The sequence below is a fragment of the Leeuwenhoekiella parthenopeia genome, assembly GCF_020782115.1.
GTDB lineage: Bacteria > Bacteroidota > Bacteroidia > Flavobacteriales > Flavobacteriaceae > Leeuwenhoekiella > Leeuwenhoekiella parthenopeia.
The window spans coordinates 82,195-108,102 of the sequence record NZ_JAJGMW010000008.1; the positions used below are offsets into that span (position 1 = coordinate 82,195).

Consider the following 25,908-nt stretch of genomic DNA (forward strand, 5'->3'; position numbering starts at 1 on the left):
TAGTATGACTGTGACTTTTGGAGATTTGGTACAGCTGATTAGTGTAATCATCTGGCCACTAACGCTTTTGATAATCGTTTTTAAGTTTAAAAGCTTTTTTGGCGGGGCGATCAACCGGATGCAATCGCTTGACGCCAGTGCCTCGGGAATCTCGATGACCTTTCAAAATAAACTAGATGAGGCAAAAGCACTTTTAAGCAAGATGGCGCCACAACTGCGAGATTCTGCAAAGTCTGTGACAGTTTCAGCACAGGGATCTCCATACGAGCGGGTGCTTAAAGTTAAAAAAGAGCTTGAGGAGTTTTTAAATCAAAAAGCCCGTAATCACGGCATTGAGGCCTCAAACCATAACCCGAGTAACCTCTCTTCGCAATTGTCTGAAATAGGCTTAATTACCTTTCAGCAACAAAAAGTGATTAACGCGGCCCTTGATCTGGCAAATTCTGCAAACCCCGCAATAACCGATGAACAGGCACAGGTAATTGAACAACTGTACGCCACTGTAAAATAAGCAGCTATGAGTAAACTTTCTAAAGCCTACGCGTTACTCATAGGAGTAGGTAATGATTTACCTACCACCGTTCTTGATGCCACAGCTATTTATAATATTCTGGTAGATGAGGAACTGGCGGGGTATCCTGAAGAAAATATCATTTTACTCACCGAAAAAAATGCAACGCGTGAGGGCATTCTTAAAGGCTTCGATGAACTGATTGGGAAGATTGATGAAGATTCTTCGGTGATGCTGTTTTACTCCGGTCACGGAGGTTTTTACGAACCCTGGAATCAATTTTATTTGGTTCCCAATGATTTTGACCCGGATAACTACGATACGACCTGGGTAAAGGCAGAAGAACTCAAAGAAAAAATAAATAAGATAAACTCCCGCAGGCTTATATTCTTTTTAGACAGTTGTCACGCGGCCGGAATGACCCGGGGAGAGGTGGGTAGTGGAGTGTCTAATACCGTTAGCAAACTTCAAAATCCGGAAGGTCTGGCTCAGGAGGTTGACGACGGTAAAGGCATGTCTATCTTATCTTCCTGCCGCGAAGATCAGCTTTCATGGATTTTGGATGGGGATCATAACAGTTTGTTTACCAAATGTTTAATCGAAGTTCTAAAAGGAAGACATAAAGAATCTTTTGAGGAAGAATTTGTGCGTATCTCTGAAGTCTTTCAATACATATTTAAAAAAGTGCCTGAGCGCAAGCCCGAACAACGACCTTATGCCAATCTTCAGATTTACGATGATTTTGTATTGAGTTACATTCCTCAGGAGCTGCGAACTAAAGTAAATAGGGAGGCTGCTTTACAGAAGCGTACCGTAGACAAATCGCACAAACCTGAGGTAATTACCGCTTTTAGAAAACGGGAGGATGCCCGGGCTGCGATGCTCTTTGTTCACGGTTTTGTTGGCGAAGGTGCTTCAAGTTTTGGCGAAATGCCTCAGTTTTTGATGCAGGATGCGCGTTTTGAAGAATGGGATTTGTTTCCTTTTGGTTTTTCAGAATATGTAGCTCCGCATTTAGGCAAAAGCATTTGGGCAGATGCTGATGATATTGAAAAGCTTGCCGATTATTTAGCCACCTGCCTCAAATTCCGCTTTAGACAATACGGGAAAATAGCGATTTTGGCTCACGGCACCGGCGGACTCGTCGTGCAAAAGGCCCTGATTGATTTAAAGGAAAACAGACTCAAAGATATTAGTCACGTCTTGCTTTTTGGCACGCCCAGCGCAGGATTGAAATCGGGCTTTCTCGACCGAATCTTCAATAAAAAATACAGGGATCTGGATGCTTCAGGCGAATTTATAACGGGTTTACGAGCAGATTGGTCCCGGCGTTTTGAAGAATATCCTTTTGATTTTAAGGTGATTGCCGCAGTTAACGATGAGTATGTTACAAACGAATCTGTTTTCGGTCCTTTTCCGGAAGAGAATACCCTGATGATTCAGGGTTCACACTTTTCTATGATTAAGCCGAAATCTCAAGACGACGAGGTGATGAGTCTCGTGACTAGTCTTTTTACGGCAGATGCCACTTCTGATCAAACCGATGCTATTGATAAAAATCTGGTGACGGGCGAGTTTCAGGCTGTAGTTGAGAAATTTGAACTCAAAGCACAGGAACTCGATAAGCGCGGCCTGGAGCAATTGGTTTACGCTTTAGAAGAATTGGGAAGGACAGACGATGCCATTTCCATTTTGAGTAAACATCCCCTGTCTCAGGCAGATTCTGATGTTATGGGCGTTTTAGGAGGTCGCTTTAAACGTAAGTATTTGAAGGAATTTAAAACGGCTGACGGCGAAGCTGCAACCAAATATTATAAAAAAGCATTGGAGCTCGCGGAAGCCAATCAGGATTGCCGTCAGATTTATTACCACGCGATCAATCTGGCATTTTTAAGTCTTATTGTTAATGACGATCATACAAAAATGACAGATTATGCCCGGAAGGCTCTAAACTCCTGCGATGAAGACCATTTTGACAGTCTTTGGAAACTTGCCACTCTAGGTGAAGCGCATATTTATTTAGGGAATTTTGAAGAGTCCAGAAGTTTTTATGAAAAGGCTGTGGTGTTGGCAGGTCCGCGCGAAAAACATTCCATTTACACCAATGCGTATGCGGCCTATACCCAGCTTATGGAAACGAATAATCCGAAAGACCCGTTTATTCAATTCCTGGATACAAATTTTTTATTGTAATTTACTAGTGCCTAAATTTTTATGAACTTGTAGGCGAGAACATCAGTCTTAATCTAATAATGGAATATCTAATGAAAACCTTCAGTAAAAAGTCTGATGTTGCTGGGAACTGGCAAAAAGCGGTTAAAAAACCCATACCGGTAAACTGCGTGCAGATTCACGAAGCGTTTCAGGTTAAAACCCTTGAAGGAATGATGCAGGGCAAACCAGGCGACTGGCTGATGGAAGGCATTCAGGGTGAGCTCTATGCCTGTGATGACGCCATTTTTAAGAAAAGCTATGATTTAAAATAAAAGAGTACCTCTAAATCAGATAATCAAAATAATAAATACGTGTCTCCCTATAAACACGTGTTTTCGGAATGCGCTCATTAAACCTGAAGCATTCTTTAAAATAGACGATTATGAATACCGGTACTATTTTTTTTAGTTATTCAAGGCAGGACTCCGATTTTGTGATTCATCTTGCTCAAAGCCTTCGCGAAGCAGGAGCAAAGGTCTGGCTCGATCAGTTGGATATTCAGCCCGGTTCGCGCTGGGATAAAAGCATCGAGCAGGCTCTTTTTAAGAGCGATACGCTGTTGGTGATACTCTCCAGGACTTCTGTAGAATCTGCAAATGTAATGGATGAAGTTTCATTTGCCTTAGAAGAAAATAAACGGGTAGTACCCATTCTGCTGGAAGAATGTGATATTCCGTTTAGACTGCGAAGGCTCCAATTTGCTGATTTTACAGGAAACCGAAATCAGGCTTTGAATACGCTCGTTGCATCTTTGGGGCTTGAAGAGCGGGTGGCTTCTAAACTTTCAGATACCGCAGCAGACCATAAACTTATTGAAAAAGCGGAAAACACCACTGGGTTTAAAAGCACGACGCATAAAAGTGTTGAAGAAAAGAATCAGGAAATACCCTCTTCGACAGCTCAGACTTCGACTTCTGCAGCTCAAAAAACATCAAAAAACACCATCTTCTACAGCATAGCGGCAGTTTTTGCCATTGGGATTGCGATTTGGTCTTTAGTGCAATTTCAATCACCGCCTGATGAAAATACCCAGATTGCCGAAACCGCAGATGAAACCGACTGGAAACTGATTCAAAACCAAAGCGATGCGCGACTTTTTGAAGCACATATTGCAAATTTTGATTCCTGTCAACATATGGCTTTGGTACAAACTAAGCTGGATAGTCTTAAACCCACGCCCGATGTAGCGCTTATTGATGAACCTGAGCCCGAGCCCGAACCGGAACCAACACCCGAAGAACTGGCACTGGCTCAGCAACAAAAAGAGTGGGAAGCGGTAAAACTGCTTAATCATTATGCTAATTATCTCAATTTCTATAAAACCCATACCGAATCTGAATTTAGAGAAGCAGCAAAGACAAAATTGATAGATTATCTGGACCAGACCGGCTATGTGTACTACGGCAGTAAGTATAGTAACTATTTTGATTTGGCATTTGAACCTCCGGGAGACGGTGTGCCGGTGGCTGATAAATTTTATGTTGCGACGCAGGCAAGAACCATAAGAGGCGGGAGTAAGTCTAATTCTCCTGTAGTGGGTTCTACAAAATCAAAATCATTAGTCCTGGTTGAAGAAGTTATCGAGAGTGGCAGCTCGTACTGGATTAAAATTAAATTTTCAAATGAACATGTTGTTAATTAATTGGCCTACTTATTTAAATGAATTCTAAAACGCTTTTTATAAGCTATTCGCGTAAGAATAAAGAGATTGCTCTCGATTTGGCGCAACGCCTTCAGGGACAGGGCGTGGCGGTCTGGCTTGATCTGCTCAATCTCGAGCCGGGTACGCATTGGGACATTGCGATCCAAAATGCCCTGGAAGAAGCTAACGCTGTACTGGTGCTTTTATCCCCGCCTGCTGTGGCCTCTACCTATGTTTTGAGCGAAATAGACTGCGCGCTTGAACAGAAGAAAAAGATAGTGCCGCTTTTGCTTGAAGACTGCCGCATTCCCTTATTGCTTCGCAGGGTACAATATATAGACTGCAGTAAATCTCTGGAAGAAGGATTTTTGATATTACTTCAGGATTTAAAGGAAAGCAGGGAGGTAGATACAGATCGTTTGGAAGGAACAGCCGAAGCAGTAACTTCTATTTTTCAATCGCCTTCAGAGTCTGACTTTTTAGAGGAGCGCCTCATTTCACCGGAAGAGATCGCCAAGGCAAAGAGCCTTCACCTGTCCCGGGTAAAACGTTTGTACCATTTGCTCATTGGTCTTGGGGTATTGAGCCTTGGAGTTAGTGCAATCTTTATGATCAATTTTTTAACCAAAAATCTTGATTTTCAGGATACACAGCAGCAGATTTTAATAAGCGTGTTGGCCATTTTAGCAATGCTTGGTTTATTTGTCTATCGAAAAATAGGGGACAGGGACAGTCGCATTCAGCTTATTGAACTTTTTGAACTGAAAAGAAACCGTCTGGAGCGGGCCATTTCAAAGCTTACCGAAGCCGATATTGAGAATATGAATTCCGATTTTATTAGACTAGCCAGCATTTAAACTATGAAAACACTAGACCAGGCCATTGCCGAAGTAGAAAGAAGAGATAAGAAAAGCAAGATTTTCTACATCATCGCTGGTATTATTATCGCTTTGTTACTAGCGCTCACTTTTAGTTTGAATCATAAGCTTTCTAGATCGAATGAACGATTGGAGCGTACTAAAGACAGTTTGCAAATTATAGATAATCAGACCATAGGTTATGTGTCTATGATTGATACCATTTACGATTCGATTAGTGAAATGGAGCTTAACAACACCCGATTAACCCGTAATCTCGACGCTATAGGGCTGTATTTTGACAGCATTTCCCGATTGCGTCAATTGCCATTAGACACCCTGAGAAAGCTCGATAACTGGAAAATAAAAGCCAACGAATTAGGGTTAGATTTTAAAAAGGATCGGGATTTTCAGGTGGTCTTTTTATTTGATAAAAAGAATGCTTCACAGGAATTGAAACTTTTAAATCCTGTAGAAGAAGATACGTTAATACGCGCTAATCCCGTGTATTTAGATAGTCAAAACCGAACGCTTTATTATTACGACGACGATTTAAAATCCAGGGCAGATAGTTTGGCAAACCGAATTCGAAATGTTATTGACCTGAAAGTTGCTCGTGGAAGAGACTCAAATCTGGCTAAAGAATACAGGTCGAGTAGGTTTGATATTTATATTACCCAGGATTAATTCTCGTGGATTTGTCTAACGCGTATAGAAGGTTTTTTGGGAACTGAAATTTCGATTTCTGAGTTGCTGTATTTTCGTTTACGGTAGAAATACCGCGCGACAGGATAAGCAGAACCGCACAGCACAAGACTTGACCCCAATACCAACAGGCTTGATAAGCCTGCAAATTGAGTTCCTGTAGCTAAGATCCCCAGAATAAGCACCACCGAAAGCGGAAAGGAAATCGCCAAAATATTAATCGCATAATTTTGGTTGAAGGTTTTTCGCAAATTATTGAGCTCTTTCTCCTGATAAGCGACAGCTGCGATGTGTGCAAAAGGCCAGAAACTACAGGCACTTAGTCCAAAAGCCAGAAGCAACAGGCGATCTTCGGCAATTGAAATGTTGCCCAAATAACAAACAGCAAGTGCAAAAAAGGTTACGATTCCGGCGCGTATTAAGAGAAGCGAAAGAATTTGTAAAAACTGATTGCGTTTCACACTTACCGAAAGCCCTATAAACAATAAGACCAGTGGGGTCATCAACAAACTGAGCTTCGATAATCCTTCCGAAAAGACAAAAGGTAACGTGTCTAGTCTAAATCCTGCAAACAACAGTATTAAGGCCGCAGCGATAAAGAGATTAACCGGTTCGGTGGCCATAGCAAGCATTAAATTCTTCAGTTTACTGCTATTAGATGTCCCTTTTACTTCCTGGGTTTTATAATGCCAGCGCATAGCGACCAGATATAAAATGAGAAGTACAAAAACCTTATTCCCTAAATCGGCCATCGCTGCTTTGGCCAGATAGCTTTCGCCCAGATACTCGAGAATAAAAGGAAAACAGCTCAATCCCGGCGCCAGAGAAGGAATAAGCAAATGGGCGGTCCTAAAGTTTGCCGTACCGCGCTTAAGCCCTGTAAAGCTCAAAATACCCGGAGCAACAGCAAACAGCACAACATTTAGCGCTAAAGCCATTACGGGTAAAATGAGCAGGGATAACTCGACGTCTATACTCAGGAGCGCTATAAATATGGTAGCAGGAAGCGCAAGATTGAGAATGATCATCTTGATCCCGGCGAGTTCCTGCTTGTTTTTAAGTTTTACCTTAAGCAGTAATCCCAATAGAATAAAAACCAGAAACAATACGGTTTTTTGCAGATTGTGATCCATACTTAAACCAAAATTTCATCAATGGCATCTGTAAAATGCTTCATTTCTTCCATCGTGCCCAAACTTACCCGACACCAGTTCTGATCCCAGAATTTAAAGGCCCTGACGACTACTTTGCGTTCGTAAATTTGCTCCAGAAAAGCATCACCTTCCATCTCGATGGGGAAAATGATAAAGTTTGTGGTAGAAGGCATAGGAGTAATTCCCTTTTTATCAAGAAACGCCATGGTGTAATTTCGGGCTTCATCAAATTTGGTTTTACACATTTCCAGATACTCGCTATCGTCCATACTGGCAGAAGCAGCGGCAATTGTGGGACCGCTAATGCCCATCCCGCCACGGGTAATTTCGTTTATGGCCGCCAGAGAGTCTTTATGCCCCAGCATATAGCCCATACGCAAGCCGGCCATGCCGTGAATTTTAGAAAAAGTACGCGTCACAAAAACGTTTTTACCTTCGGCAACCAGGGGAGCCATACTGCCTTCGAGTCCGCCCGGAGCCAGTTCCAGATAGGCTTCATCTACAAAAACCGGTACCCGTTCTGAAACACGGGAGCAAAAGTCTTTGAGTTTTTCGGTATTGGTGATTGTGGCTGTGGGATTATTCGGGTTTGTGATGTAAACGAGTTTAGTATCGGCATCTATCGCAGCTTCCATCGCATCGAGATCATGCTGATAATCATCGGTAAGTTTTATCGCTTTCCAGGAACCGCCGGCAGCTTTGGCCACGCTCACTAAAGACATATAACTGGGGTCTGCACTGATGACATTTCCTCCATCCTGAAATAGCACTAAAGCGGTCTTTTCAAGAAGGTCTGAAGAACCGGGACCCATCATAATCTGATCTGGGCTTACCCCTTCAAAAACTGCAATTTTTTCAACCAAATCATTCAGGGTAGACCATGAGTAATGATTACCGTCCCAGACTGCTTTCTGAAATGCTTCAGCCGCCATTTTAGAGGGGCCGTGCGGATTTTCATTCCAAACTAAACGGGCTTTAACTGTGCTTAGGTCGGGGATTTTTGGAGGTGTAAATTCGTCAAAAACCGGATTGCGGTATAAGAATTTTTGGTTGTTGCGTCTTGCTGTTTCAACGGTATCTGCCCAAAGCGCTGTGGGTGCTACGGCTACTGCTCCTATAGACAGAGCCAATTTTTTGATCCAGTCTCTTCTGGGAAGTTGTGAAGATGTCATAAAAAACGATTTGATTTCTTTAAATTTATGAAAATCAAATCGTTGTTATGGTGTGGACTTGCTAAAAAACAACTCAATAAAGTAATTATCTGGTAATTTTTTAGCCCAAATTTTACGCAATTCGAAACCCTTTTTGGGAATTTATTGCAGTTTGGTAATGTCTTCGAGTTGATGAAGATCTTCTATAGTCCTGTAAATTTTTGAGAGCTGATTATTGATGACCGTGCGTAAATGCTGCGGAAACTGAATATCCTCAAGCACCTGCTCGTATTCTTTGGCACTGGTTTCTTCCCCACGCAGGCACTCTTCAAGAATAGCCGATTTATCATTGAGGTTGAGTACATCGCGCAAATCCATCCAGGTGCGGTGTAGATCGCCGGCTAAACTCCCGTCAGACTTTGGTTTTTCATTGATTAAATGCAACTCGTGATCCAATTCGGTAGCAAAACCATTCCGCTTTGCGGCCTGTCTTTGCATAAAGCCGCGCAAAGCTGCGTGATCAATATCCTGCATCGCTTTAATGTATCCTTTCTCTGCATCATAGTTTTTTACCAAAAGGCGTTGCAAACCTTCGGTAATTGTGTCGTGACTTGAAGTCTTTTCCATAGTGTATAAACTGAATTAAACATGCTGATCAGTTTTGTAAAGTTAGTTTTCCTTTAGCGTATGTGGTAGATATACAGGGGCTTTTAGTACGAGGTTAACATTTTTATTCGAAGAGAATTGTCAGGTTTATTTATTAATCGTAATATTGCGATTAATATTATGGGAGCAACTAAAGAACAATTATTTACAGATCATCAGACCAGGCTTGCGGCTTATGCCAAGGCGCTTGCGCACCCGGCTCGTATTGCCATATTACAGCAACTTTCAAAGTTAGACAGTTGTGTTTGCGGCGATTTGGTAACCGATATTGGTCTGGCTCAGGCCACCGTTTCCCAACATTTAAAGGAATTGAAGAAAGCCGGTTTAATTCAGGGAACCATTGAAGGTGTGCGAGTCTGTTACTGTATTGACCCCGAAGCTCTAACCATTTTAAAAAAGGAATTGAATCTGTTATTTGATTCGCTGCAAAGTTGCAAATCAACCGAATGCTGCTAAAACGAACTACTATGAAACTATCTGAACTAAAAAAAATCATTACCAAAGCTCATAAAATAGGCTTTGAATTGCCTGACGGAAAACTGGTGCCTGCGCACTTTCACGTGACCGAAGTAGGGCAGAGCACTAAACGATTTATCGATTGTGGCGGGACCTTACGCACTAAAGAAACAATCGTTATGCAATTGTGGAATGCACAGGATTACAACCACCGTTTACACCCGGAGAAACTTTTAAGCATTCTTGAGCTTTCTGAAAAGGCGCTTGATTTGGAAGATTTAGAACTTGAGGTTGAGTATCAGGCAGAAACTATTGCAATTTATGGTCTTGATTACGACGGGAAATATTTTAAACTAACTTCTTTACAAACAGACTGTTTGGCGAAAGATGCCTGTGGAGTGCCACAGCGTCAAACCACACCGCTTATTAATGCAGCCTCAGATCCCTGTATACCGGGAAACGGTTGTTGCTAATCAGATAATTAATTTGTCTAACTATATGTATACCGATTTAAAGGCATTTATTGATGCTTTGCAACTGGAAACTATTGCAGAATCCCGGAAAGAAGAGCTTCAGACTCTTATTGATTATCTCCTGGCTAAAAAAGCTCAGGCTTTACCGATACAGCTTAACTTTATTTGTACTCACAATTCCAGACGCAGCCAGCTTTCTCAGATTTGGGCTCAGGCGATGGCCGTATATTTTGATGTTGAGGCGAAAACTTTTTCTGGTGGAGTAGAAGTTACGGTTTTTAATAAAACCGCGGTAAATACTTTAATTAAACAAGGTTTTAAGGCTGAAAATGAAGGTGCTGAAAATCCGGTTTACAGCTTAAGTCTTGCCGATAATCTGCCGGAGATTAAAGCTTTCTCAAAACTGTATGATCATCCTGATAATCCTTCCAAAAACTTCGCGGCAATAATGACCTGTTCGCACGCAGATGAAAACTGCCCGTTTATTCCGGGAGCTGAAGCGCGTATTCCGGTGCGTTATGAAGATCCTAAAATTGCAGATGGCACACCACAGGAAGCGGAAGTTTATGCCGCGCGGAGTAAGGAGATCGCGACCGAAATGAAATATGTTTTTAGCCAGGTGCAAGGCTGATCTTTTTAAAAGCAACACCAGCATATATTCCTTTCTATTTTTAAAAGAAAAGCGGTCCAAAAACTTACTTTTGCAGCGGAAACCAAATCTGTTTTAGGCATTATTCTATGGCAAAAAATGATCCGTATGCAGCCCTGAGGTACAGGGAATTTAACCTATTTCTTTTGGTGCGCTTTGCTATGGTTTTTGCCTGGTCTATGCAATTTGTGGTCATCGAGTGGGAGGTATACAGCATAACCAAGAATCCCTTATCGCTGGGGATTATAGGTCTTATGGAGGTAATTCCGGCGGTTTCGCTGGCACTCTTTGCAGGTCATATCGTTGACCAGCGCGAAAAGCGCAGTTTGCTCTTTAAGTGCATATTTGGGTTTTCGGTAGTGAGCGTGGGTCTGTTTTTATTGACCTGGCCCGTGGTAACCCAACACATTACTACCTCACTAACCTTATATTTTATTTATGCTTTGGTATTTATAGGCGGTATCGTTAGGGCGTTTCTTGGTCCTACCATATTCTCTTTATTTGCGCTCATCGTACCAAAAAAAATATACCCTAATGCTGCGACCTGGAGTAGCAGCGTTTGGCAAATGGGCGGAGTGGTAGGTCCGGCCGTTGGAGGTTTTTTAATACATCTTATAGGGGTTCACTGGTCTATGTGCGTGATTTTTGGTTTTTCATTAATGGCGCTGGGTGTTTTGACTCAAATTAAGCGCAAACCTATTATGAATCCTAAAATTGGAGAACCCGTATTGCAGAGTTTAAAAGAGGGTATTCAATTTGTGCGGAACAGCAAGGCAGTATTAGGGGCCTTAAGTCTTGATATGATTGCGGTGCTCTTTGGTGGAGCAGTAGCCTTACTGCCTATTTACGCTCAGGATATTTTAAAAGTGGGGCCACAGGGCTTTGGGATTTTGCGTGCGGCTCCTGCAGTTGGAGCTTTGATTACGATGTTTACTTCTGCTTATTTTCCGCTGTACAAAGCCGCGGGGATGAAATTGCTGGCGGCAGTTTTCGGTTTTGGGGTTTGTATTATTGTTTTCGGACTCTCAACGAGTTTTTGGCTTTCGGTTTTTGCTTTATTTATGAGTGGTGTCACCGATGGTGTTTCTATGATTATCAGACAAACCATTCTTCAATTAAAAACGCCAGATTCTATGCGGGGCAGGGTAGCTTCGGTAAATTCTATGTTTGTGGGTAGTTCTAATGAACTGGGGGCTTTTGAAAGCGGCTTAACAGCAAAACTTATGGGAACGGTTACTGCCGTGGTTTTTGGCGGAAGTATGACGCTGATCACAGTAGTCGCAACCGGAATCCTTTCGCCTAAATTCAGAAAACTAGATCTTAGAAAAGATCTGGAAGAGCACGAGAAAGAAGATTGATTTTAGAACCCGGGGGGTTTGCCTAAAGTACCAACTTCTATTCTGTTCATATTAATATAATAGCTATTTACTTCTTTAGCAATAAAGCGCTTTCTATATATGATTAAATTCATATAGATATCAATATTAGCGTTGGTATTTCGTCCTTCAAAGATGCCGTCGTTAACCAGACATTTTATAAACCAGGTATTTGTACCTGTGTTTTTATAAGCATATACCTGAAAACCTTCTACTACACTGTTACCTTTATTACTTACCACGTGTACATTGGTACTGTTTGAACCATTCTCTCTAAAGTAATATCCCTGTACCGATACGGTGTAGTCTGCGGTACTGATTTTTGTGTCATAATCAGCAATGCCGGCTCTTGGGGAATTACGAAATACAAATTCGGCATAATTAATAGGTCCGTACTTACTGATATTAATGTCATATTGAACAATAGAACGATCTGTTTTTTCAATAATCAATTTTGATCCGCGTATTACGGTAGAATTTCCGGGATTTTCCAAAAACAGACGTTCATCGGTTTTGCTGCTTCCGTTTACATCTAATGCTGCAGCCGGTGTTGTCGTGTTTATACCAACCTGAGCACTCAATTTGAAATTAAGAGCTATTAAAAAAAGAGTCCAGAAAAATATCTTTGGAGTTTTCATCAGTATAAATCGGGTATTGTAGATGCAGTACCTACATTACTTCCTCCAAGATTGGTTGTAATGGTTGGCAATTGCCTGTAAAAGCTGGTATCGTAAATAATAAAAGTTACTTCATAATTTACCTGATTTGTGCTGCCTGTGGTATTTAAAAATCTATTTCTAATTTCAAGATGCCAGGTACCACCACTTTGAAAAGTGCGTACAACAAAAGCTCCGATGGAATCATCTGCATTATTGATCAGAACCTTGTTGACAGGAGCCCCGATATATCTAAAATCTGCGATTCCTACAATGTATCTTGAGGTTTCAAAGCCTAAATTAAGGTCTGTAATATTGTCGTAATTGATATTGCCGAAATAATACTTGAATACATTTATGGGAGCTACTGTAAGTTCATCTACATCAAGCCTGGTTATTTCCCCGTTTATGGGTGTTGAATTGGTCTGGCGCGTCAGTAGTTTAAAATCCTCGTCGGTATTATTAACCGAAGGTAAAATCCCAAACTCAACCTCCTGCTGAATAATCATATCACCTGCAACGTGCAAATCAGCTTCAGGAGTAACTGTACCTATCCCTACCTGTGTAAATGCAGGCATTGATATCAGGAAAGCAAAAAGTAATAGACGCGTTTTCATATTAATCAACAATAGGATTTGCCGCAGCACCTGTAGTGTTGCCTGCCATTGGTATTTCTACTCGTCCAAACTGCTTGGATAAATCTTTAGAATAAATAAGACAGGTTACTGTCCACGTTCCTAACTCGGCAGGATTGCGGTTATTAGCTTCGGGAAAGTCTGCTGTAATATGCCAGGTTCCGTTACTTATAAATGCAGAATAATAAGGGATTGTCGAATTAAATCCCATATCGAGCTCCCGGTCGTAGGAGGCCGATATTGCATTAAGTACAAAATCGTTGGCATTTACCCGTGTGTCAAAATCTAAAACCCAGTCTTCATTGGGATTATATATTTCGTAAACCTGAATATAACCCAAAGCAGCACCCGTAGGATTACTCACGTCAAGTGTTTTTATTTTATTGGATTGTTCCTGGATGAGAAAGGTAGAAGTATCATTGTCTTCCAGGTTATCGATAATGCCTATTGAAATCCCTTCCGAAAGCCGTGCATCGCCGGCAACTTCTAACTTCGCTCTGGGTTGAGTAGTACCAATACCAACTCCATCAGTTTGACTGAAAGCTGTAAAGCTCAAGGCATAAAAAAAGAGGAGTATTGTTGTTTTCAACTTGTTGGGGTTTATTTCCACGGCAAATGTAATCATTAATCGGTTAAAATACACATATTTAAGACTTGTATTTAGTGTTGTAAGAATATATTTTTTAGGTACAATGAACTTACCGATGAAGTGCATTGGGTTGGAGCAAGAATTATGCTGATTATCCATTACAAATGCGTACCTTTACAGCAGTCTAGTCAAAGCCACCCGCTTAAGCCGTACTCGAAACGCCTGATATAAGATAAGCTTCTCCATTTCTTCGTATCCCACGTGTAGTATACTTCTGATCTTGACTCAGGCGCAGTATCTATTCACTTAAAACATTAAATGGGAAAATCACAACAAACTTATAGTAAGACTGAACGCGAAAAAAAGCGCATAAAAAAACGAGAAGAAAAGCAAAAACGAAAAGAAGCCCGTAAGGCGAATTCTACCGGTGGAAATTTTGAAGATATGATCGCTTATGTTGATCATAATGGAAATCTTACCGATACCCCGCCAGATCCTTCTATGAAGGTTGAAATTGACATTGAAGATATTCAAATCAGTGTTCCCAAGACCACGGAAGCAGATAAACTGGCAGCTGAAGAGGCTAAATTCAGAAACGGAAAAGTTTCGTTTTTTGACCATTCTAAAGGATTTGGTTTTATAATCGATTCAGAAAACCAGGAAAAATACTTCGTTCACGTAAGCGGAATTCTTGAAGGTGAACTCAATGAAAACGATAAGGTTTCATTTGAACTCGAGCGTGGTCAAAAAGGGATGAACGCCGTGCGCGTTAGTAAGATCTAAGGCAATTACAACCAGCTGGCAAAATGCCTCTGAAACACTACTGTTTCAGAATTGAAAATCCAAAACAGGGAAGAGCGTTGTTCACGTAGAGCAACGCTTATTTTTTTATAAAAACTGTCGAAGTCTTCAAAGCCAGCTGCAGAATCAGGTATTGCAACCCAATCATTTTTAAACGGAATGTAGAAGCGGTTAACCGGTTTGTTTAGCAGGTAAAGTTGTTCCTGCGTATAGTAATTACCCTGTATTGTATTTACAAAAGCCTCATCTGCCCGTTCTTTCTCAAAACCGGCAGGAATATAAACCTGAGCCTTAAAAAACAGATGTTGCTTCATACGTTGAGCTTTAATCCCCAGGTTATTAAGGTAAGCTTGTGTTTCGGTTTTGTAAAGTAAGGGAAACTGCTGATCACGCATTTTCTTGAGTTTCAGCTTCAGGTGATCTTTACCGTTAGGCCCCTGTAACCTGTCTATCCAATAATCTCCGCTTTCGGGTCTCAGGAAATAAAATTTATAAACCATTTCCAGATGAATAACATCGGCACTGTTTTTTGGCTTTAGAATAAAGTCAAATTCTCCAAGGGTGCGCTTATGATCAATTATCTGAAGGTTTTTGGCGAGAATTTCAAAATCCTGTTGCAGGGCTGTTTCCATAAAAATTTCCATGCGTTGCCCTAAACGAATGGGATGCGGCATCTCAAAATCTTCGGGTAGTTGCCGGGAAGCTCCCGATAGCTCAAAGCAAGCGTACTCAAAATCAAGAGGAGCAAAATGCAATTGCGGGGTTTCCAGAAAACCCAGATACTGCCTTTGCAGACTAGTATGACTATTTAAATTAATCAAAGAGATCTGATGATAGGTAGCGATCTCCCCGGTCACAAATAATAGAAACGACTATACCTTCTTTCAGTTTTTCGCAAAGACGTAAGGCTGCTACAGTTGCTCCGCCACTGCTCATACCGCTAAAAATACCTTCTTCTTCTGCCAGTCTTTTGGCCATCACCCGGGCATCAGCCTCACTAACTTCGAGAATCTGATCTACTTTTGTAGCATCAAAAATTTTGGGCAGATATTCCTGCGGCCATTTGCGTATTCCGGGAATACTGGATTCGTCGGTGGGTTGTACGCCTACAATCTGAACATTTGAACTTTGCTCTTTTAAATAGGTTGAAGTTCCCATAATGGTGCCCGTAGTACCCATTGATGAGACAAAGTGCGTTACTTTTCCTTCGGTATCTCTCCATATTTCAGGACCTGTGGTTTTGTAGTGGGCTTCCCAGTTATCAGGATTTCCAAACTGATTAAACATAAAGTAGCCTTCGTTTTTCACTTTAGCCTCAGCAAAATCGCGGGCACCTTCTATGCCTACTTCTGTAGGTGTGAGGATGACGGTAGCTCCATAAGCCCGCATGGTTTGTACGCGTTCTTTTGTGGCATTTTCGGGCATAACAATCTCCAGGTCCAGTTTGTACATCGCTGCAATCATAGCCAAAGCTATACCCGTGTTTCCGCTGGTCGCTTCAATCAATTTGGTGTCTTTGGTTATTTCACCCCGTTCCAGGGCTGCCGTAATCATATTATACGCAGCGCGATCTTTAACACTACCGCCGGGATTTTGGCCTTCAAGCTTAAAGAGCAGTTTTACGTTAGGATTGGTATTTAAAACTTTTGATTCAACAAGTGGCGTATTACCTATGAGGCGTTCTATAGAAAAATTCATGAGTTTTTTTGATTGCAGATTATTTTTCGAGTTCTCTGATGAGTATCTCGGGCTTGTGGGATACCAGAGAATAGGGTGGGACCGACTTTGTTAACCAGACGTTACCGCCTATAATACTGTTAGATCCTATTACCGTTTCACCGCCTAAAATGGTTGCGTTTGCGTAAATTGTCACGTGATCTTCAATGGTAGGATGACGTTTAACCGACTCCAGCTCTTTGGTCACGCTTAAGGCTCCAAGTGTTACACCCTGATACAGTTTTACGTGATTTTTGATGACAGCTGTCTCTCCAATTACAATACCCGTGGCGTGATCCATAAAAAAATGTTCTCCAATGGTTGCTCCGGGGTTGATATCAACACCGGTAACGTGATGGGCATATTCGGTCATCAGTCGGGGTACAATAGGAAAGCCCTTTTGGTAGAGGGCGTGACTTAGCCTGTAAATGGCTACTGCATAAAAACCGGGATATGCCAGGTAAACTTCTTCGATACTTTCTGCGGCAGGATCGTTTTTATATATCGCCTCAGCATCGAGGTTGAGCATACGCAGGATCTCCGGAAGTTCTGCGACATAGTCATCCCAGACCTTGCTGCATTTTTTATCAATTTCCCAGCAGGCCAGCTCTACTAAATCTTCAAATAACTTCTCAAGCCTGTCTAGATCAGCATCCAGATTGTTAGGATAGTTAAATAAGGTGTTGAAGAGTTCTTTGGTAAAGAGCTGTGCGTCTTGCTTTAATTTATAATTGAGCTTGGCATTTTTTTTATGTGCCTTTATTTGCTGAATGATGGTGAGTTTATTTACCATAAATAGGTCTAAGCTTTTTTGGGTTTATGCAACCCTTTTTAAAGACTATTCGAGCGTTGTTTGTCGTCTTAACTTTGAGACATTTCAAATTTAGATAAATGTTGTTGTAATACTTCCCCTTTTCGGCAGGGAAATTCCCTAAATTCACATCGGCGATTTAATCCCTCAATTTAATTTTTCGATGATCTATATACAGCCAGATAGTATTTGCCTGTTCTAAGATTACTATTTTTGAAGCATGTTTAAAAATGAATATTACTACCTTTTAAAAATACAATACCTGGGTTTTAGGTATCACGGCTGGCAGAAACAGCCAGAGCTGCTTACGGTAGAGCGGATGATGCAGCGCACCTTAAAGTATGTGCTCAATCACGGCAATTTTAAATTTATTGCCGCCGGTCGTACTGACGCGAAGGTTTCGGTCAACGAAACGTATGTCGAGCTGATTTTGCGTGACGAAGCATTAAATCTGGAAACGTTTTTTGACCTCTTCAATGTCAACCTTCCGCAGGATATACGCCTGCTTGAAATCGCCGAACTCGAAGAGCAAACCAATATTATTCAGGCTCCAAAGCTGAAAGAATACATCTATCTTTTTTCCTTTGGCTCAAAAAACCATCCTTTTTGTGCTCCGTATATGATTAATTTTCGGGAGGATTTAGACATCCCTTTGATGCAGGAAGGCGCAAAGCTGATGGAAGGGTCGCACGATTTTAGAAATTATGCCTACAAGGCAAATCCCGAGACTCAAACCCTGATGACTGTTGAGAAGGCTGTGGTCGAGGTCAATACACTTTATTCGGCCAGCTTTTTTCCGGATCAATCGTATGTTTTTCGGGTTGTGGGCGAAGGTTTTAAACGGCATCAGGTGCGCTTAATGATGGGAGCTTTATTTGATCTCGGGTCGGGGGTACTTAGTATGGAAGATTTTAAACGCAGTCTCGATGGTAGCCGGGAGTTTAAATTAACTCATATCGCTCAGGCTTCGGGACTTATTCTCCAGAGTATTTTTTTGAAAGACTAAAACCTGTGCTAAATTAACTTAAAGCATCCTTCATTTAACAAAGATTAACCATCTTCCTCAAAGGTTTAACCCGACCTTAACCCCGATAAACAGGGGTGTCTGTTATCTTTACTTCAGTATAAATTAATAACCGAAAAATTTAATCAGATATGAAAAAGATAGCAATATTAGCCACAAACGGATTTGAAGAAGTAGAATTAACTTCTCCATTGGAAGCGATGAAAAAAGAAGGTTTTGAAGTACATATTATAAGTGAAGAAGCCGGAAAAATCAGAGCCTGGGCATCCACAGACTGGGGAGATGAATATAAAGTAGATAAAACCTTGTCTGAAGTACGTGCAAGTGAATATAACGCACTGGTACTTCCGGGCGGAGTAATAAATCCAGATAAGTTACGAAGAAATGAAGATGCCTTATCATTTGTAAGGGATTTTTTCGAGCAACACAAGCCCGTAGCAGCTATTTGCCACGCACCCTGGACATTAATTAGTGCCGGAGTGGTAAAAGGCAGAAAAATGACCTCTTTCAACTCTATTAAAGATGATCTCATCAATGCAGGAGCTGAATGGGTAGATGAAGAAGTTGTTGTAGATCAGGGCTTTGTAACCAGTAGAAATCCTGATGATTTACCGGCATTTAATGCCAAATTAATCGAAGAGATTAAAGAAGGTAAGCACGAGTTACAACATGCCTAAATTGATTTAAAATAGTATTGGGAAAGTCCGTCTTTGACGGACTTTTTCTATTTTTAAATTTATTAGAATCTAAATATGGCCAAAAACATAAAACTGAAGAAACCAAAACTTCCCAGACTACCCAGAATCCCTAAAATTAAGAGTGCACACAAGTTGCTGAAGAATGATGTGCCGGGCACGCTTACCTATACCGGGAGTAAAGAGCAGAAGCACGTGTCTGTTGAGCTTATAGAATACACACCAGATACTTATAAAGTAGAGCAGGGCAGTGATGTCTCGATAGCTTTTGATAAACACAATCCCGGCGAGATTTCATGGATCAATGTTAATGGTCTTGCACTTACCGATCAGATCGAGAAACTCGGGCAGCATTATGATCTGCATCCGCTTATTCTTGAAGACATTGTAGACACCAACCAGCGTCCCAAAATTGACGAGTATCCCAATTATTTGTTTGTGGTATTTAAGATGCTCTATTTTAATGAGAAGGGAGAATTTATGAATGAACACATCAGTCTGGTGCTGGGCGAAAACTACCTGATTACCTTTCAGGAAGCAGACGGAGACGTGCTCGATTCCCTGCGTACGCGTATAACAAACGGTAAAGGCCGCGTGCGTAACGCGGGTGCAGACTACCTGATGTTTGCAATCATGGATGCTGTGGTGGATCATTATTTTACGTTGATTGAAAATATGAGCGATCGTATCGAAACGCTGGAGGATGTTTTATTTGCGAACCAGGCCGAACAAGACATTACACAGGATATTCAGGATTTAAAACGCGAGGTATTACGTCTTAGAAAGGCGGTTTTTCCGTTTAGAGAAGTCGTAAACCGTCTGGAAAAAATGGATAGTCAGCTTATAGACCAGCGCACGGTAACCTACATCCGGGATTTATACGATCACGTCACTCAGGTTTCTGATAGTATTGATATCTATCGGGAGATGACCTGGGGACTTATGGATATGTATATGACTACCATCAGCAACCGTATGAATGAGGTTATGAAAGTACTTACCATCATCTCCAGTATATTCATACCGCTTACGTTTATGGCAGGAATTTATGGGATGAATTTTGAATACATCCCGGAGTTAAGCTGGCGCTATGGTTATTTTTACCTGTGGGGTCTAATGATCGTCATATTTTTTCTGCTGCTCTATTATTTTAAGCGGAAAAAATGGCTATGATGCGGGAATCAAATAGCCCTTTTGAGCACTTCTTTTGCTGAATATTACCAGAAAAACAGATACACCCAATTGTAAAACAGGAATTATAAGGCCCTGTACCATTCCATACACCTCTATGGAATCCATGCTAAAAAGGGAGTATCCCATTTGAACAAGTATCGCAAGTAAAGAGATTCCAAATAAAGTAACAGCAGTACCCCGGCGTATAATTAAGAAAACACTCCCCAACAATCCGGTAATTACAGCTACGGTATAAATGCCGTTTACCCATTGCGGGATTTCGGTAATCAACTGAGCCTCTTGCAGGTAATTCGGCAAGGTGCTTATTGCTCATAAAGACCTGATTGGTATACCTAAAAAAGCCGATCAAATTCCACAAAAAAGCCAATACGGTAATAATCCAATAACGTTGGGAGGGTCGTGTTGTACCCATAATTAGGTTATATTTGAGTAGTACTAAAAATACCAATTTTAAAACTAAATGTTTAAAAAGCATTGTTTAGACCCTAAAATAAACACCTAAAAAATACAAGTTATGGCAAAGCAGCTACCTGCCGCCTATTTTGAATTTCTAAACGAGTTAAAACAAAACAACAACCGCGAGTGGTTTGACGAGCACAAAAGCCGTTTTAAAAAACTGGAGCAGGAGTTTAAAGCCTTTTGTAAGGACACGCGGGAGCGCATGCAGCAGTTTGATGGGATCGAGCGCGAAAAGGTGTTTCGTATTTACAGAGATGTGCGCTTCAGTAAAAATAAACAGCCTTACAAAACAAATCGAAGCGTAATTTTCTACCGGGAAGGCGTGACGCGAAGAGGAAGTTATTACTTGCAGATCGCACCCGGAAAAAGTTTTGTAGGAGGTGGCTTTTTCGCTCCTCAACCGGCAGATTTATTGCGTATTCGTAAAGAATTTGAAGTTGACGCGCAGCCCATACGCGATATACTTTCACAAAAGGAGTTTAAAAAAGCATTTGGAGGTTTTATGGAGGATGATGTGGTAAAAACCGCTCCAAAAGGCTTTAGCAAGGAAGATCCCAATATCGACCTGATACGAAACAAGAAATTTGCCATAAAGCACGATTTTACAGATGAGGAAGTGCTTCACCCTGATTTTCAGGATCAGGTGCTGAGCTATTTCCGGTTAATGCTTCCTTTTTTTGATTATATGACCGAAGTTCTAACCACTGATCTTAACGGCGAACCTATTATCTGATTTTCAATCCATAAGAAGTCATTTTTCAATTCTTGAAAACTTTGTTAATTACTTTGATTTTTTCGGCTTTAAAAACCGTCGTTGAAGTCCTATATTAGCAATCATCCCGCTTCTCGATAATCGAGACTAAACAGGTTGAGGTACACCTCACCAGGTTTAACTTAATGCATTTTTAACGCCTTACAACCGGCTTTTAAGGCAATACACGTATGTCAGAAGAAACTAAATATACCGAAGATAATATCAGATCCCTTGACTGGAAGGAACACATTCGTATGCGTCCCGGTATGTACATTGGGAAACTGGGAGATGGTTCAAGCGCCGATGACGGGATTTACATTCTGCTAAAAGAAGTGCTTGACAACTCGATTGACGAGTATGTGATGGGTGCCGGTAAAACCATAGAGGTGAGTATTCAGGGAACCCGGGTAATCATACGCGATTACGGTCGTGGGATTCCGCTGGGTAAGGTGGTTGATGTGGTTTCTAAAATGAATACCGGAGGTAAATACGATTCCCGGGCCTTTAAAAAATCGGTTGGTCTTAACGGGGTAGGTACCAAAGCGGTTAATGCTCTTTCTGAATATTTCAGGGTAGAATCTACCCGCGATGGTAAATCGGCAGCTGCAGAGTTTGAACGCGGAAACCTCAAAGACGAGGAGTTTTTAGAGGAAACCTCACGCAGAAAGGGAACCAAAGTAACCTTTGTGCCTGATGAAACCATTTTTAAAAACTACAAATACCGTAACGAGTATGTGGCGCGTATGCTTAAAAACTACGTTTATCTCAATCCCGGACTTACCATTGTGTTTAACGGTGAAAAGTTTTACTCCGAAAACGGTCTTAAAGATTTATTGGGAGACCGTATTGCCGAGAACGATGTTCTCTACCCCATAATTCACTTGCGCGGTGACGATATTGAAGTGGCGATGACCCACAGCCGCACACAATATTCTGAAGAATACCACTCTTTTGTTAACGGTCAAAATACTACTCAGGGAGGAACGCATCTGGCAGCTTTTCGCGAAGCGGTAGTAAAAACCATACGGGAATTCTTCAATAAAAACTACGATGCTTCAGACATCAGAAAATCTATTGTCTCGGCGATAAGCATCAAGGTTATGGAGCCTGTTTTTGAGTCGCAGACCAAAACCAAACTGGGCTCAACCGATATGGGCGGCGACCTTCCAACGGTGCGTACCTATATCAACGATTTTTTGAAAACCAATCTTGATAATTACCTGCATAAAAATCCCGAAACCGCAGATAAGATTCAACGCAAGATTTTACAGGCAGAACGGGAGCGCACCGAACTTAGCGGAATACGTAAACTGGCCAAAGAACGGGCTAAAAAAGCAAGTCTGCATAACAAAAAACTACGCGATTGCCGCATCCATTTAACAGATAGTAAAAAGGAACGCAACCTCGAGAGCACTTTGTTTATTACAGAGGGGGATTCGGCTTCTGGATCGATTACCAAATCCCGTGATGTAAATACGCAGGCGGTGTTCAGCTTACGCGGAAAGCCGCTCAACTCGTACAATATGACCAAGAAAATCGTGTATGAGAATGAAGAATTTAACCTGTTACAATCGGCACTCAACATTGAAGAGTCTATGGAAGACCTGCGGTATAACAATATTGTGATCGCTACCGATGCCGATGTTGACGGGATGCACATCCGGTTACTGCTCATTACCTTTTTCCTGCAGTTTTTCCCGGAATTGATTAAAGAAGGGCATCTCTATATTTTAGAAACGCCTTTATTTCGGGTACGTAACAAGAAAAAAACCATTTACTGTTACAGCGAGCAGGAGCGCCGGGATGCGATTGAGGAGTTGAACGGTAAACCTGAAATTACACGATTTAAAGGTTTGGGTGAAATTTCCCCAGATGAGTTTAAACATTTCATTGGCGATAGTATTCGTCTGGCGCCTATTATGCTTGACGAGACCATGTCTATCGAAGAAATCCTCGAATTCTATATGGGCAAAAACACCCCGGACCGTCAAAAGTTTATCATCAATAACCTGAAAGTAGAACTCGATCCGGTTTTAGAGAATTAAACGATAATCCCCAATATTCTGCCAGTCAGATCACTATGAGCGAAGAAAATTACGAAGATCCTAATTTAGACCCATCTGAAGAGCTTAATTCAGGAGAGACCATCACCCGTGTTACCGGGATGTTTAAAGACTGGTTTCTCGATTATGCCTCGTATGTAATTCTGGAGCGTGCGGTTCCTGCAATTGAAGACGGTTTTAAACCGGTGCAGCGGCGTATTATGCATTCGATGAAAGATCTGGATGACGGGCGTTACAACAAGGTTGCCAATATCGTAGGGCATACCATGCAGTACCATCCCCACGGAGATGCGAGTATTGCCGATGCGATGGTGCAAATGGGGCAAAAAGATTTGCTCATTGATACTCAGGGTAACTGGGGGAATACCCTTACCGGCGATAGTGCTGCGGCATCACGATATATTGAAGCACGGCTCTCAAAATTTGCGCTGGAAGTACTTTTTAGCCCTAAAATCACAAGCTGGCAGGCCTCTTATGACGGGCGGCGTAAAGAACCCATAAATCTTCCGGTTAAATTCCCATTATTGCTCGCTCAGGGAGCCGAAGGTATTGCGGTAGGTTTGAGTACCAAAGTTTTACCCCATAATTTTATTGAACTCATCGACGGTTCCATCAGGCATTTACAGGGGAAAAAATTCAAGCTTTTACCCGATTTTCCCTCTGCCGGTGAAGCCGATTTCAGCGATTACAGAGACGGAAAACGTGGCGGAAGAGTACGGGTCAGAGCCAAAATCAATCAGCTGGATAAGAATACTTTAGTTGTTACCGAAATACCGTTTAGCACCACCACCACATCGCTGATAGACAGTATTTTAAAAGCAAATGATAAAGGAAAGATTAAAATAAAAAAGATTGAGGATAATACCTCTTCCGAGGTTGAAATCCTTATTCACCTGCCACCCGGCCTTTCTCCCGACAAGACTATAGGTGCATTGTTTGCGTTTACCAATTGCGAAGTTTCCATTTCGCCATTGGGTTGTGTTATTGAAGACAACAAGCCGCTCTTTGTTGGGGTAAGCGAAATGTTGCGTATTTCAACCGAACGCACCAAAGATTTGCTGCGTCAGGAACTCGAGATTCAGCTGGAAGAGCTGGAGAATCAATGGCATTACGCGTCACTTGAGCGTATTTTTATTGAAAACCGCATCTACCGGGAAATTGAAGAAGAAGAAACCTGGGAAGGAGTACTTAAAGCCATTGATGAAGGTTTAAAACCTCATATCGCACACTTAAAGCGTCCTGTTGTAGAGGAAGATCTCGTGCGCCTTACCGAAATACGTATCAAACGTATCTCTAAATTTGATATTGATAAAGCGCAGCAAAAAATTGAAGCGCTTGAAGATCAGATCGCTCAGGTAAAACATCATTTGGCTCATCTCACCGAGTTTGCCATCGATTACTTTAAGCGTTTAAAAAAGGAATACGGCGCAGGTCGCGAGCGTAAAACCGAAATTAAACTCTTTGATGATATTGAAGCCTCTAAAGTGGTCATTCGCAATACCAAACTCTATGTAAATCGTAAAGAAGGTTTTGTGGGTACAGCACTTAAAAAGGACGAATATGTTACAGATTGTGCAGATATAGACGACATTATTGTTTTTACCAAAGAGGGTAAAATGATGGTGACCAAGGTAGACAGCAAAACCTTTATAGGTAAAGACATTATTCATGTTGCCGTTTATAAGAAAAAAGACAAGCGCACCATTTACAATATGATTTACCGGGACGGAAAAGGGGGCGCGACCTATGTAAAACGGTTCAACGTTACCAGTACGACGCGGGATCGAGAGTACGATATGACCAAAGGTAAAAAAGGTTCGCATGTCTGGTATTTTTCGGCAAACCCCAATGGAGAAGCGGAAGTTGTTTCGGTGTATTTACGATCAATAGGAAATGTCAAAAAACTCAAATTTGATCTGGATTTTTCAGAAATTCTCATCAAAGGGCGCAATGCCAATGGTAATATTGTAACGAAGCATGCCGTACGTACCATTGAGCTTAAAGAAAAGGGAGTTTCAACCTTAAAACCGCGCAAAGTCTGGTTTGACGATTCGGTACAGCGTCTTAATGTAGACGGCCGGGGTGAACTTTTAGGCGAGTTTAAAGGAGAAGACCGCCTGTTAATCGTAACTCAGGATGGGGTTGCCAAAACTATTGTGCCCGAACTCACCACGCGATTTGATGACAAAATCATCGTTCTTGAAAAATGGATTCCCGAAAAACCCATATCGGCAATTTACTGGGACGGGAACCGGGAGCGCTATTATGTTAAACGCTTTTTAATTGAAAATCCGGAGAAGGAAGAAAGTTTTGTTTCTGAACATAAAGATACCCAGCTCGAGATTGTTTCTACAGATTACAGACCGGTGGTCGAAATGGTCTTTTATAAAGAACGCGGCAAAGATCAAAAGCCCAATGAAACCGTAAATATTGAAGACTTTATAGCTGTTAAGGGTATTACCGCTCTTGGAAACCAATTTTACACCGAAAAACTCAAACAAATCAATTTACTGGAACCCTTACCTTACGAGGAAGAGCAGGAAGAAGAGGTGGAGACCTACGATGCTGCAGATGATCATTCAGAGACTGATACAGACGCAGATACGACTGATCCTGATTCACCTAAAGGCGACGGCACACAGGGATCTCTTTTTTAA

27 protein-coding genes are annotated in these 25,908 nt (G+C 41.5%); 17 read left to right on the plus strand and 10 right to left on the minus strand.

Features of this window, described 5'->3' with window-relative positions; genetic code table 11:
* Positions 1 to 4 precede the first annotated feature (4 nt).
* The 6 genes from LLW17_RS07905 to LLW17_RS07930 all read left to right on the plus strand — a co-directional run bounded on the left by LLW17_RS07905 (position 5) and on the right by LLW17_RS07930 (position 5,911).
* On the plus strand, positions 5 to 511 hold the full coding sequence (locus LLW17_RS07905; RefSeq protein WP_228229715.1) for a hypothetical protein: 507 nt from the start codon (positions 5 to 7) through the stop codon (positions 509 to 511).
* A gap of 6 nt (positions 512 to 517) precedes the next feature.
* The gene (locus LLW17_RS07910; RefSeq protein ID WP_228229716.1) at positions 518 to 2,704 is read left to right on the plus strand and encodes a caspase family protein; all 2,187 of its coding nucleotides are present in this window, start codon (positions 518 to 520) and stop codon (positions 2,702 to 2,704) included.
* Positions 2,705 to 2,775: 71 nt separating this feature from the next.
* Positions 2,776 to 2,997 (plus strand): PGDYG domain-containing protein, encoded by a 222-nt coding sequence (locus tag LLW17_RS07915; protein ID WP_228229717.1) that lies wholly within the window; start codon positions 2,776 to 2,778, stop codon positions 2,995 to 2,997.
* Between the two features lie 110 nt (positions 2,998 to 3,107).
* Positions 3,108 to 4,367, plus strand: coding sequence for a toll/interleukin-1 receptor domain-containing protein (locus tag LLW17_RS07920; RefSeq protein WP_228229718.1), 1,260 nt, complete (start codon positions 3,108 to 3,110; stop codon positions 4,365 to 4,367).
* Positions 4,368 to 4,384: 17 nt separating this feature from the next.
* Entirely contained in the window at positions 4,385 to 5,224 is an 840-nt protein-coding gene (locus LLW17_RS07925; RefSeq protein ID WP_228229719.1) for a toll/interleukin-1 receptor domain-containing protein, read from the plus strand.
* Positions 5,225 to 5,227: 3 nt separating this feature from the next.
* Positions 5,228 to 5,911, plus strand: coding sequence for a hypothetical protein (locus LLW17_RS07930; RefSeq protein WP_228229720.1), 684 nt, complete (start codon positions 5,228 to 5,230; stop codon positions 5,909 to 5,911).
* Here the strand turns inward: LLW17_RS07930 and LLW17_RS07935 are convergent.
* From LLW17_RS07935 to LLW17_RS07945, 3 genes are all read right to left on the minus strand, one after another.
* On the minus strand, positions 5,908 to 7,062 hold the full coding sequence (locus LLW17_RS07935) for an AEC family transporter (RefSeq protein ID WP_228229721.1): 1,155 nt from the start codon (positions 7,060 to 7,062) through the stop codon (positions 5,908 to 5,910). The genes LLW17_RS07930 and LLW17_RS07935 overlap by 4 nt on opposite strands.
* Positions 7,063 to 7,064: 2 nt before the next feature.
* The gene (locus tag LLW17_RS07940) at positions 7,065 to 8,255 is read right to left on the minus strand and encodes a pyridoxal phosphate-dependent aminotransferase (RefSeq protein ID WP_228229722.1); all 1,191 of its coding nucleotides are present in this window, start codon (positions 8,253 to 8,255) and stop codon (positions 7,065 to 7,067) included.
* A 141-nt stretch (positions 8,256 to 8,396) separates the two neighbouring features.
* Complete coding sequence (locus LLW17_RS07945; RefSeq protein WP_228229723.1) at positions 8,397 to 8,861, minus strand: ferritin-like domain-containing protein; 465 nt, start codon at positions 8,859 to 8,861, stop codon at positions 8,397 to 8,399.
* 159 nt (positions 8,862 to 9,020) lie between these two features.
* Between LLW17_RS07945 and LLW17_RS07950 the strand changes: the two genes are divergently transcribed.
* From LLW17_RS07950 to LLW17_RS07965, 4 genes are all read left to right on the plus strand, one after another.
* On the plus strand, positions 9,021 to 9,356 hold the full coding sequence (locus tag LLW17_RS07950; protein ID WP_228229724.1) for an ArsR/SmtB family transcription factor: 336 nt from the start codon (positions 9,021 to 9,023) through the stop codon (positions 9,354 to 9,356).
* A gap of 11 nt (positions 9,357 to 9,367) precedes the next feature.
* The gene (locus tag LLW17_RS07955; protein ID WP_228229725.1) at positions 9,368 to 9,829 is read left to right on the plus strand and encodes a DUF6428 family protein; all 462 of its coding nucleotides are present in this window, start codon (positions 9,368 to 9,370) and stop codon (positions 9,827 to 9,829) included.
* A 25-nt stretch (positions 9,830 to 9,854) separates the two neighbouring features.
* On the plus strand, positions 9,855 to 10,460 hold the full coding sequence (locus LLW17_RS07960; protein ID WP_228229726.1) for a low molecular weight phosphatase family protein: 606 nt from the start codon (positions 9,855 to 9,857) through the stop codon (positions 10,458 to 10,460).
* A 107-nt stretch (positions 10,461 to 10,567) separates the two neighbouring features.
* Entirely contained in the window at positions 10,568 to 11,836 is a 1,269-nt protein-coding gene (locus LLW17_RS07965; RefSeq protein ID WP_228229727.1) for an MFS transporter, read from the plus strand.
* A gap of 2 nt (positions 11,837 to 11,838) precedes the next feature.
* Here LLW17_RS07965 and LLW17_RS07970 read toward each other — a convergent pair whose 3' ends face one another.
* The 3 genes from LLW17_RS07970 to LLW17_RS07980 are packed head-to-tail and all read right to left on the minus strand — an operon-like array spanning position 11,839 to position 13,734.
* Positions 11,839 to 12,492 (minus strand): hypothetical protein, encoded by a 654-nt coding sequence (locus LLW17_RS07970; protein WP_228229728.1) that lies wholly within the window; start codon positions 12,490 to 12,492, stop codon positions 11,839 to 11,841.
* A complete protein-coding gene (locus tag LLW17_RS07975; RefSeq protein WP_228229729.1) occupies positions 12,492 to 13,127 on the minus strand; it encodes a hypothetical protein in 636 nt (211 codons plus the stop codon). The genes LLW17_RS07970 and LLW17_RS07975 overlap by 1 nt, the downstream gene beginning before the upstream one ends.
* Before the next feature lies 1 nt (position 13,128).
* Positions 13,129 to 13,734 carry a hypothetical protein gene (locus LLW17_RS07980; protein WP_228229730.1) on the minus strand — a complete coding sequence of 202 codons (606 nt, stop codon included), beginning with the start codon at positions 13,732 to 13,734 and terminating at the stop codon, positions 13,129 to 13,131.
* Positions 13,735 to 14,052: 318 nt separating this feature from the next.
* On the opposite strand from LLW17_RS07980, the gene LLW17_RS07985 reads away from it, so the two are divergent.
* Positions 14,053 to 14,517 (plus strand): cold-shock protein, encoded by a 465-nt coding sequence (locus LLW17_RS07985; protein ID WP_228229731.1) that lies wholly within the window; start codon positions 14,053 to 14,055, stop codon positions 14,515 to 14,517.
* A gap of 5 nt (positions 14,518 to 14,522) precedes the next feature.
* Here LLW17_RS07985 and LLW17_RS07990 read toward each other — a convergent pair whose 3' ends face one another.
* Genes LLW17_RS07990 through epsC form a run of 3 tightly spaced genes read right to left on the minus strand, consistent with a single transcriptional unit; the run spans position 14,523 to position 17,044 of the window.
* A complete protein-coding gene (locus LLW17_RS07990; protein WP_228229732.1) occupies positions 14,523 to 15,356 on the minus strand; it encodes a DUF1853 family protein in 834 nt (277 codons plus the stop codon).
* Entirely contained in the window at positions 15,349 to 16,233 is an 885-nt protein-coding gene (gene cysM, locus LLW17_RS07995) for a cysteine synthase CysM (RefSeq protein ID WP_228229733.1), read from the minus strand. The genes LLW17_RS07990 and cysM overlap by 8 nt, the downstream gene beginning before the upstream one ends.
* Before the next feature lie 19 nt (positions 16,234 to 16,252).
* Positions 16,253 to 17,044 (minus strand): serine O-acetyltransferase EpsC, encoded by a 792-nt coding sequence (epsC, locus tag LLW17_RS08000; protein ID WP_228229734.1) that lies wholly within the window; start codon positions 17,042 to 17,044, stop codon positions 16,253 to 16,255.
* Between the two features lie 238 nt (positions 17,045 to 17,282).
* Here epsC and LLW17_RS08005 point away from each other — a divergent pair, with 238 nt between their 5' ends.
* The 3 genes from LLW17_RS08005 (at position 17,283) to corA (ending at position 19,954) form a co-directional block, all read left to right on the plus strand.
* Positions 17,283 to 18,068: a tRNA pseudouridine synthase A gene (locus LLW17_RS08005; protein WP_228229735.1), complete on the plus strand. Its 786-nt coding sequence runs from the start codon at positions 17,283 to 17,285 to the stop codon at positions 18,066 to 18,068.
* 149 nt (positions 18,069 to 18,217) lie between these two features.
* The gene (locus LLW17_RS08010; RefSeq protein ID WP_228229736.1) at positions 18,218 to 18,763 is read left to right on the plus strand and encodes a type 1 glutamine amidotransferase domain-containing protein; all 546 of its coding nucleotides are present in this window, start codon (positions 18,218 to 18,220) and stop codon (positions 18,761 to 18,763) included.
* Between the two features lie 75 nt (positions 18,764 to 18,838).
* Positions 18,839 to 19,954, plus strand: a complete 1,116-nt coding sequence (corA, locus tag LLW17_RS08015) for a magnesium/cobalt transporter CorA (RefSeq protein WP_228229737.1) — start codon at positions 18,839 to 18,841, stop codon at positions 19,952 to 19,954.
* Here the strand turns inward: corA and LLW17_RS08020 are convergent.
* Complete coding sequence (locus LLW17_RS08020) at positions 19,949 to 20,272, minus strand: hypothetical protein (RefSeq protein ID WP_228229738.1); 324 nt, start codon at positions 20,270 to 20,272, stop codon at positions 19,949 to 19,951. The genes corA and LLW17_RS08020 overlap by 6 nt on opposite strands.
* 217 nt (positions 20,273 to 20,489) lie before the next feature.
* On the opposite strand from LLW17_RS08020, the gene LLW17_RS08025 reads away from it, so the two are divergent.
* From LLW17_RS08025 to LLW17_RS08035, 3 genes are all read left to right on the plus strand, one after another.
* A complete protein-coding gene (locus tag LLW17_RS08025; protein ID WP_228229739.1) occupies positions 20,490 to 21,167 on the plus strand; it encodes a DUF2461 domain-containing protein in 678 nt (225 codons plus the stop codon).
* A gap of 209 nt (positions 21,168 to 21,376) precedes the next feature.
* Positions 21,377 to 23,233: a DNA topoisomerase IV subunit B gene (locus tag LLW17_RS08030; RefSeq protein WP_228229740.1), complete on the plus strand. Its 1,857-nt coding sequence runs from the start codon at positions 21,377 to 21,379 to the stop codon at positions 23,231 to 23,233.
* A gap of 35 nt (positions 23,234 to 23,268) precedes the next feature.
* On the plus strand, positions 23,269 to 25,908 hold the full coding sequence (locus LLW17_RS08035; RefSeq protein WP_228229741.1) for a DNA gyrase/topoisomerase IV subunit A: 2,640 nt from the start codon (positions 23,269 to 23,271) through the stop codon (positions 25,906 to 25,908).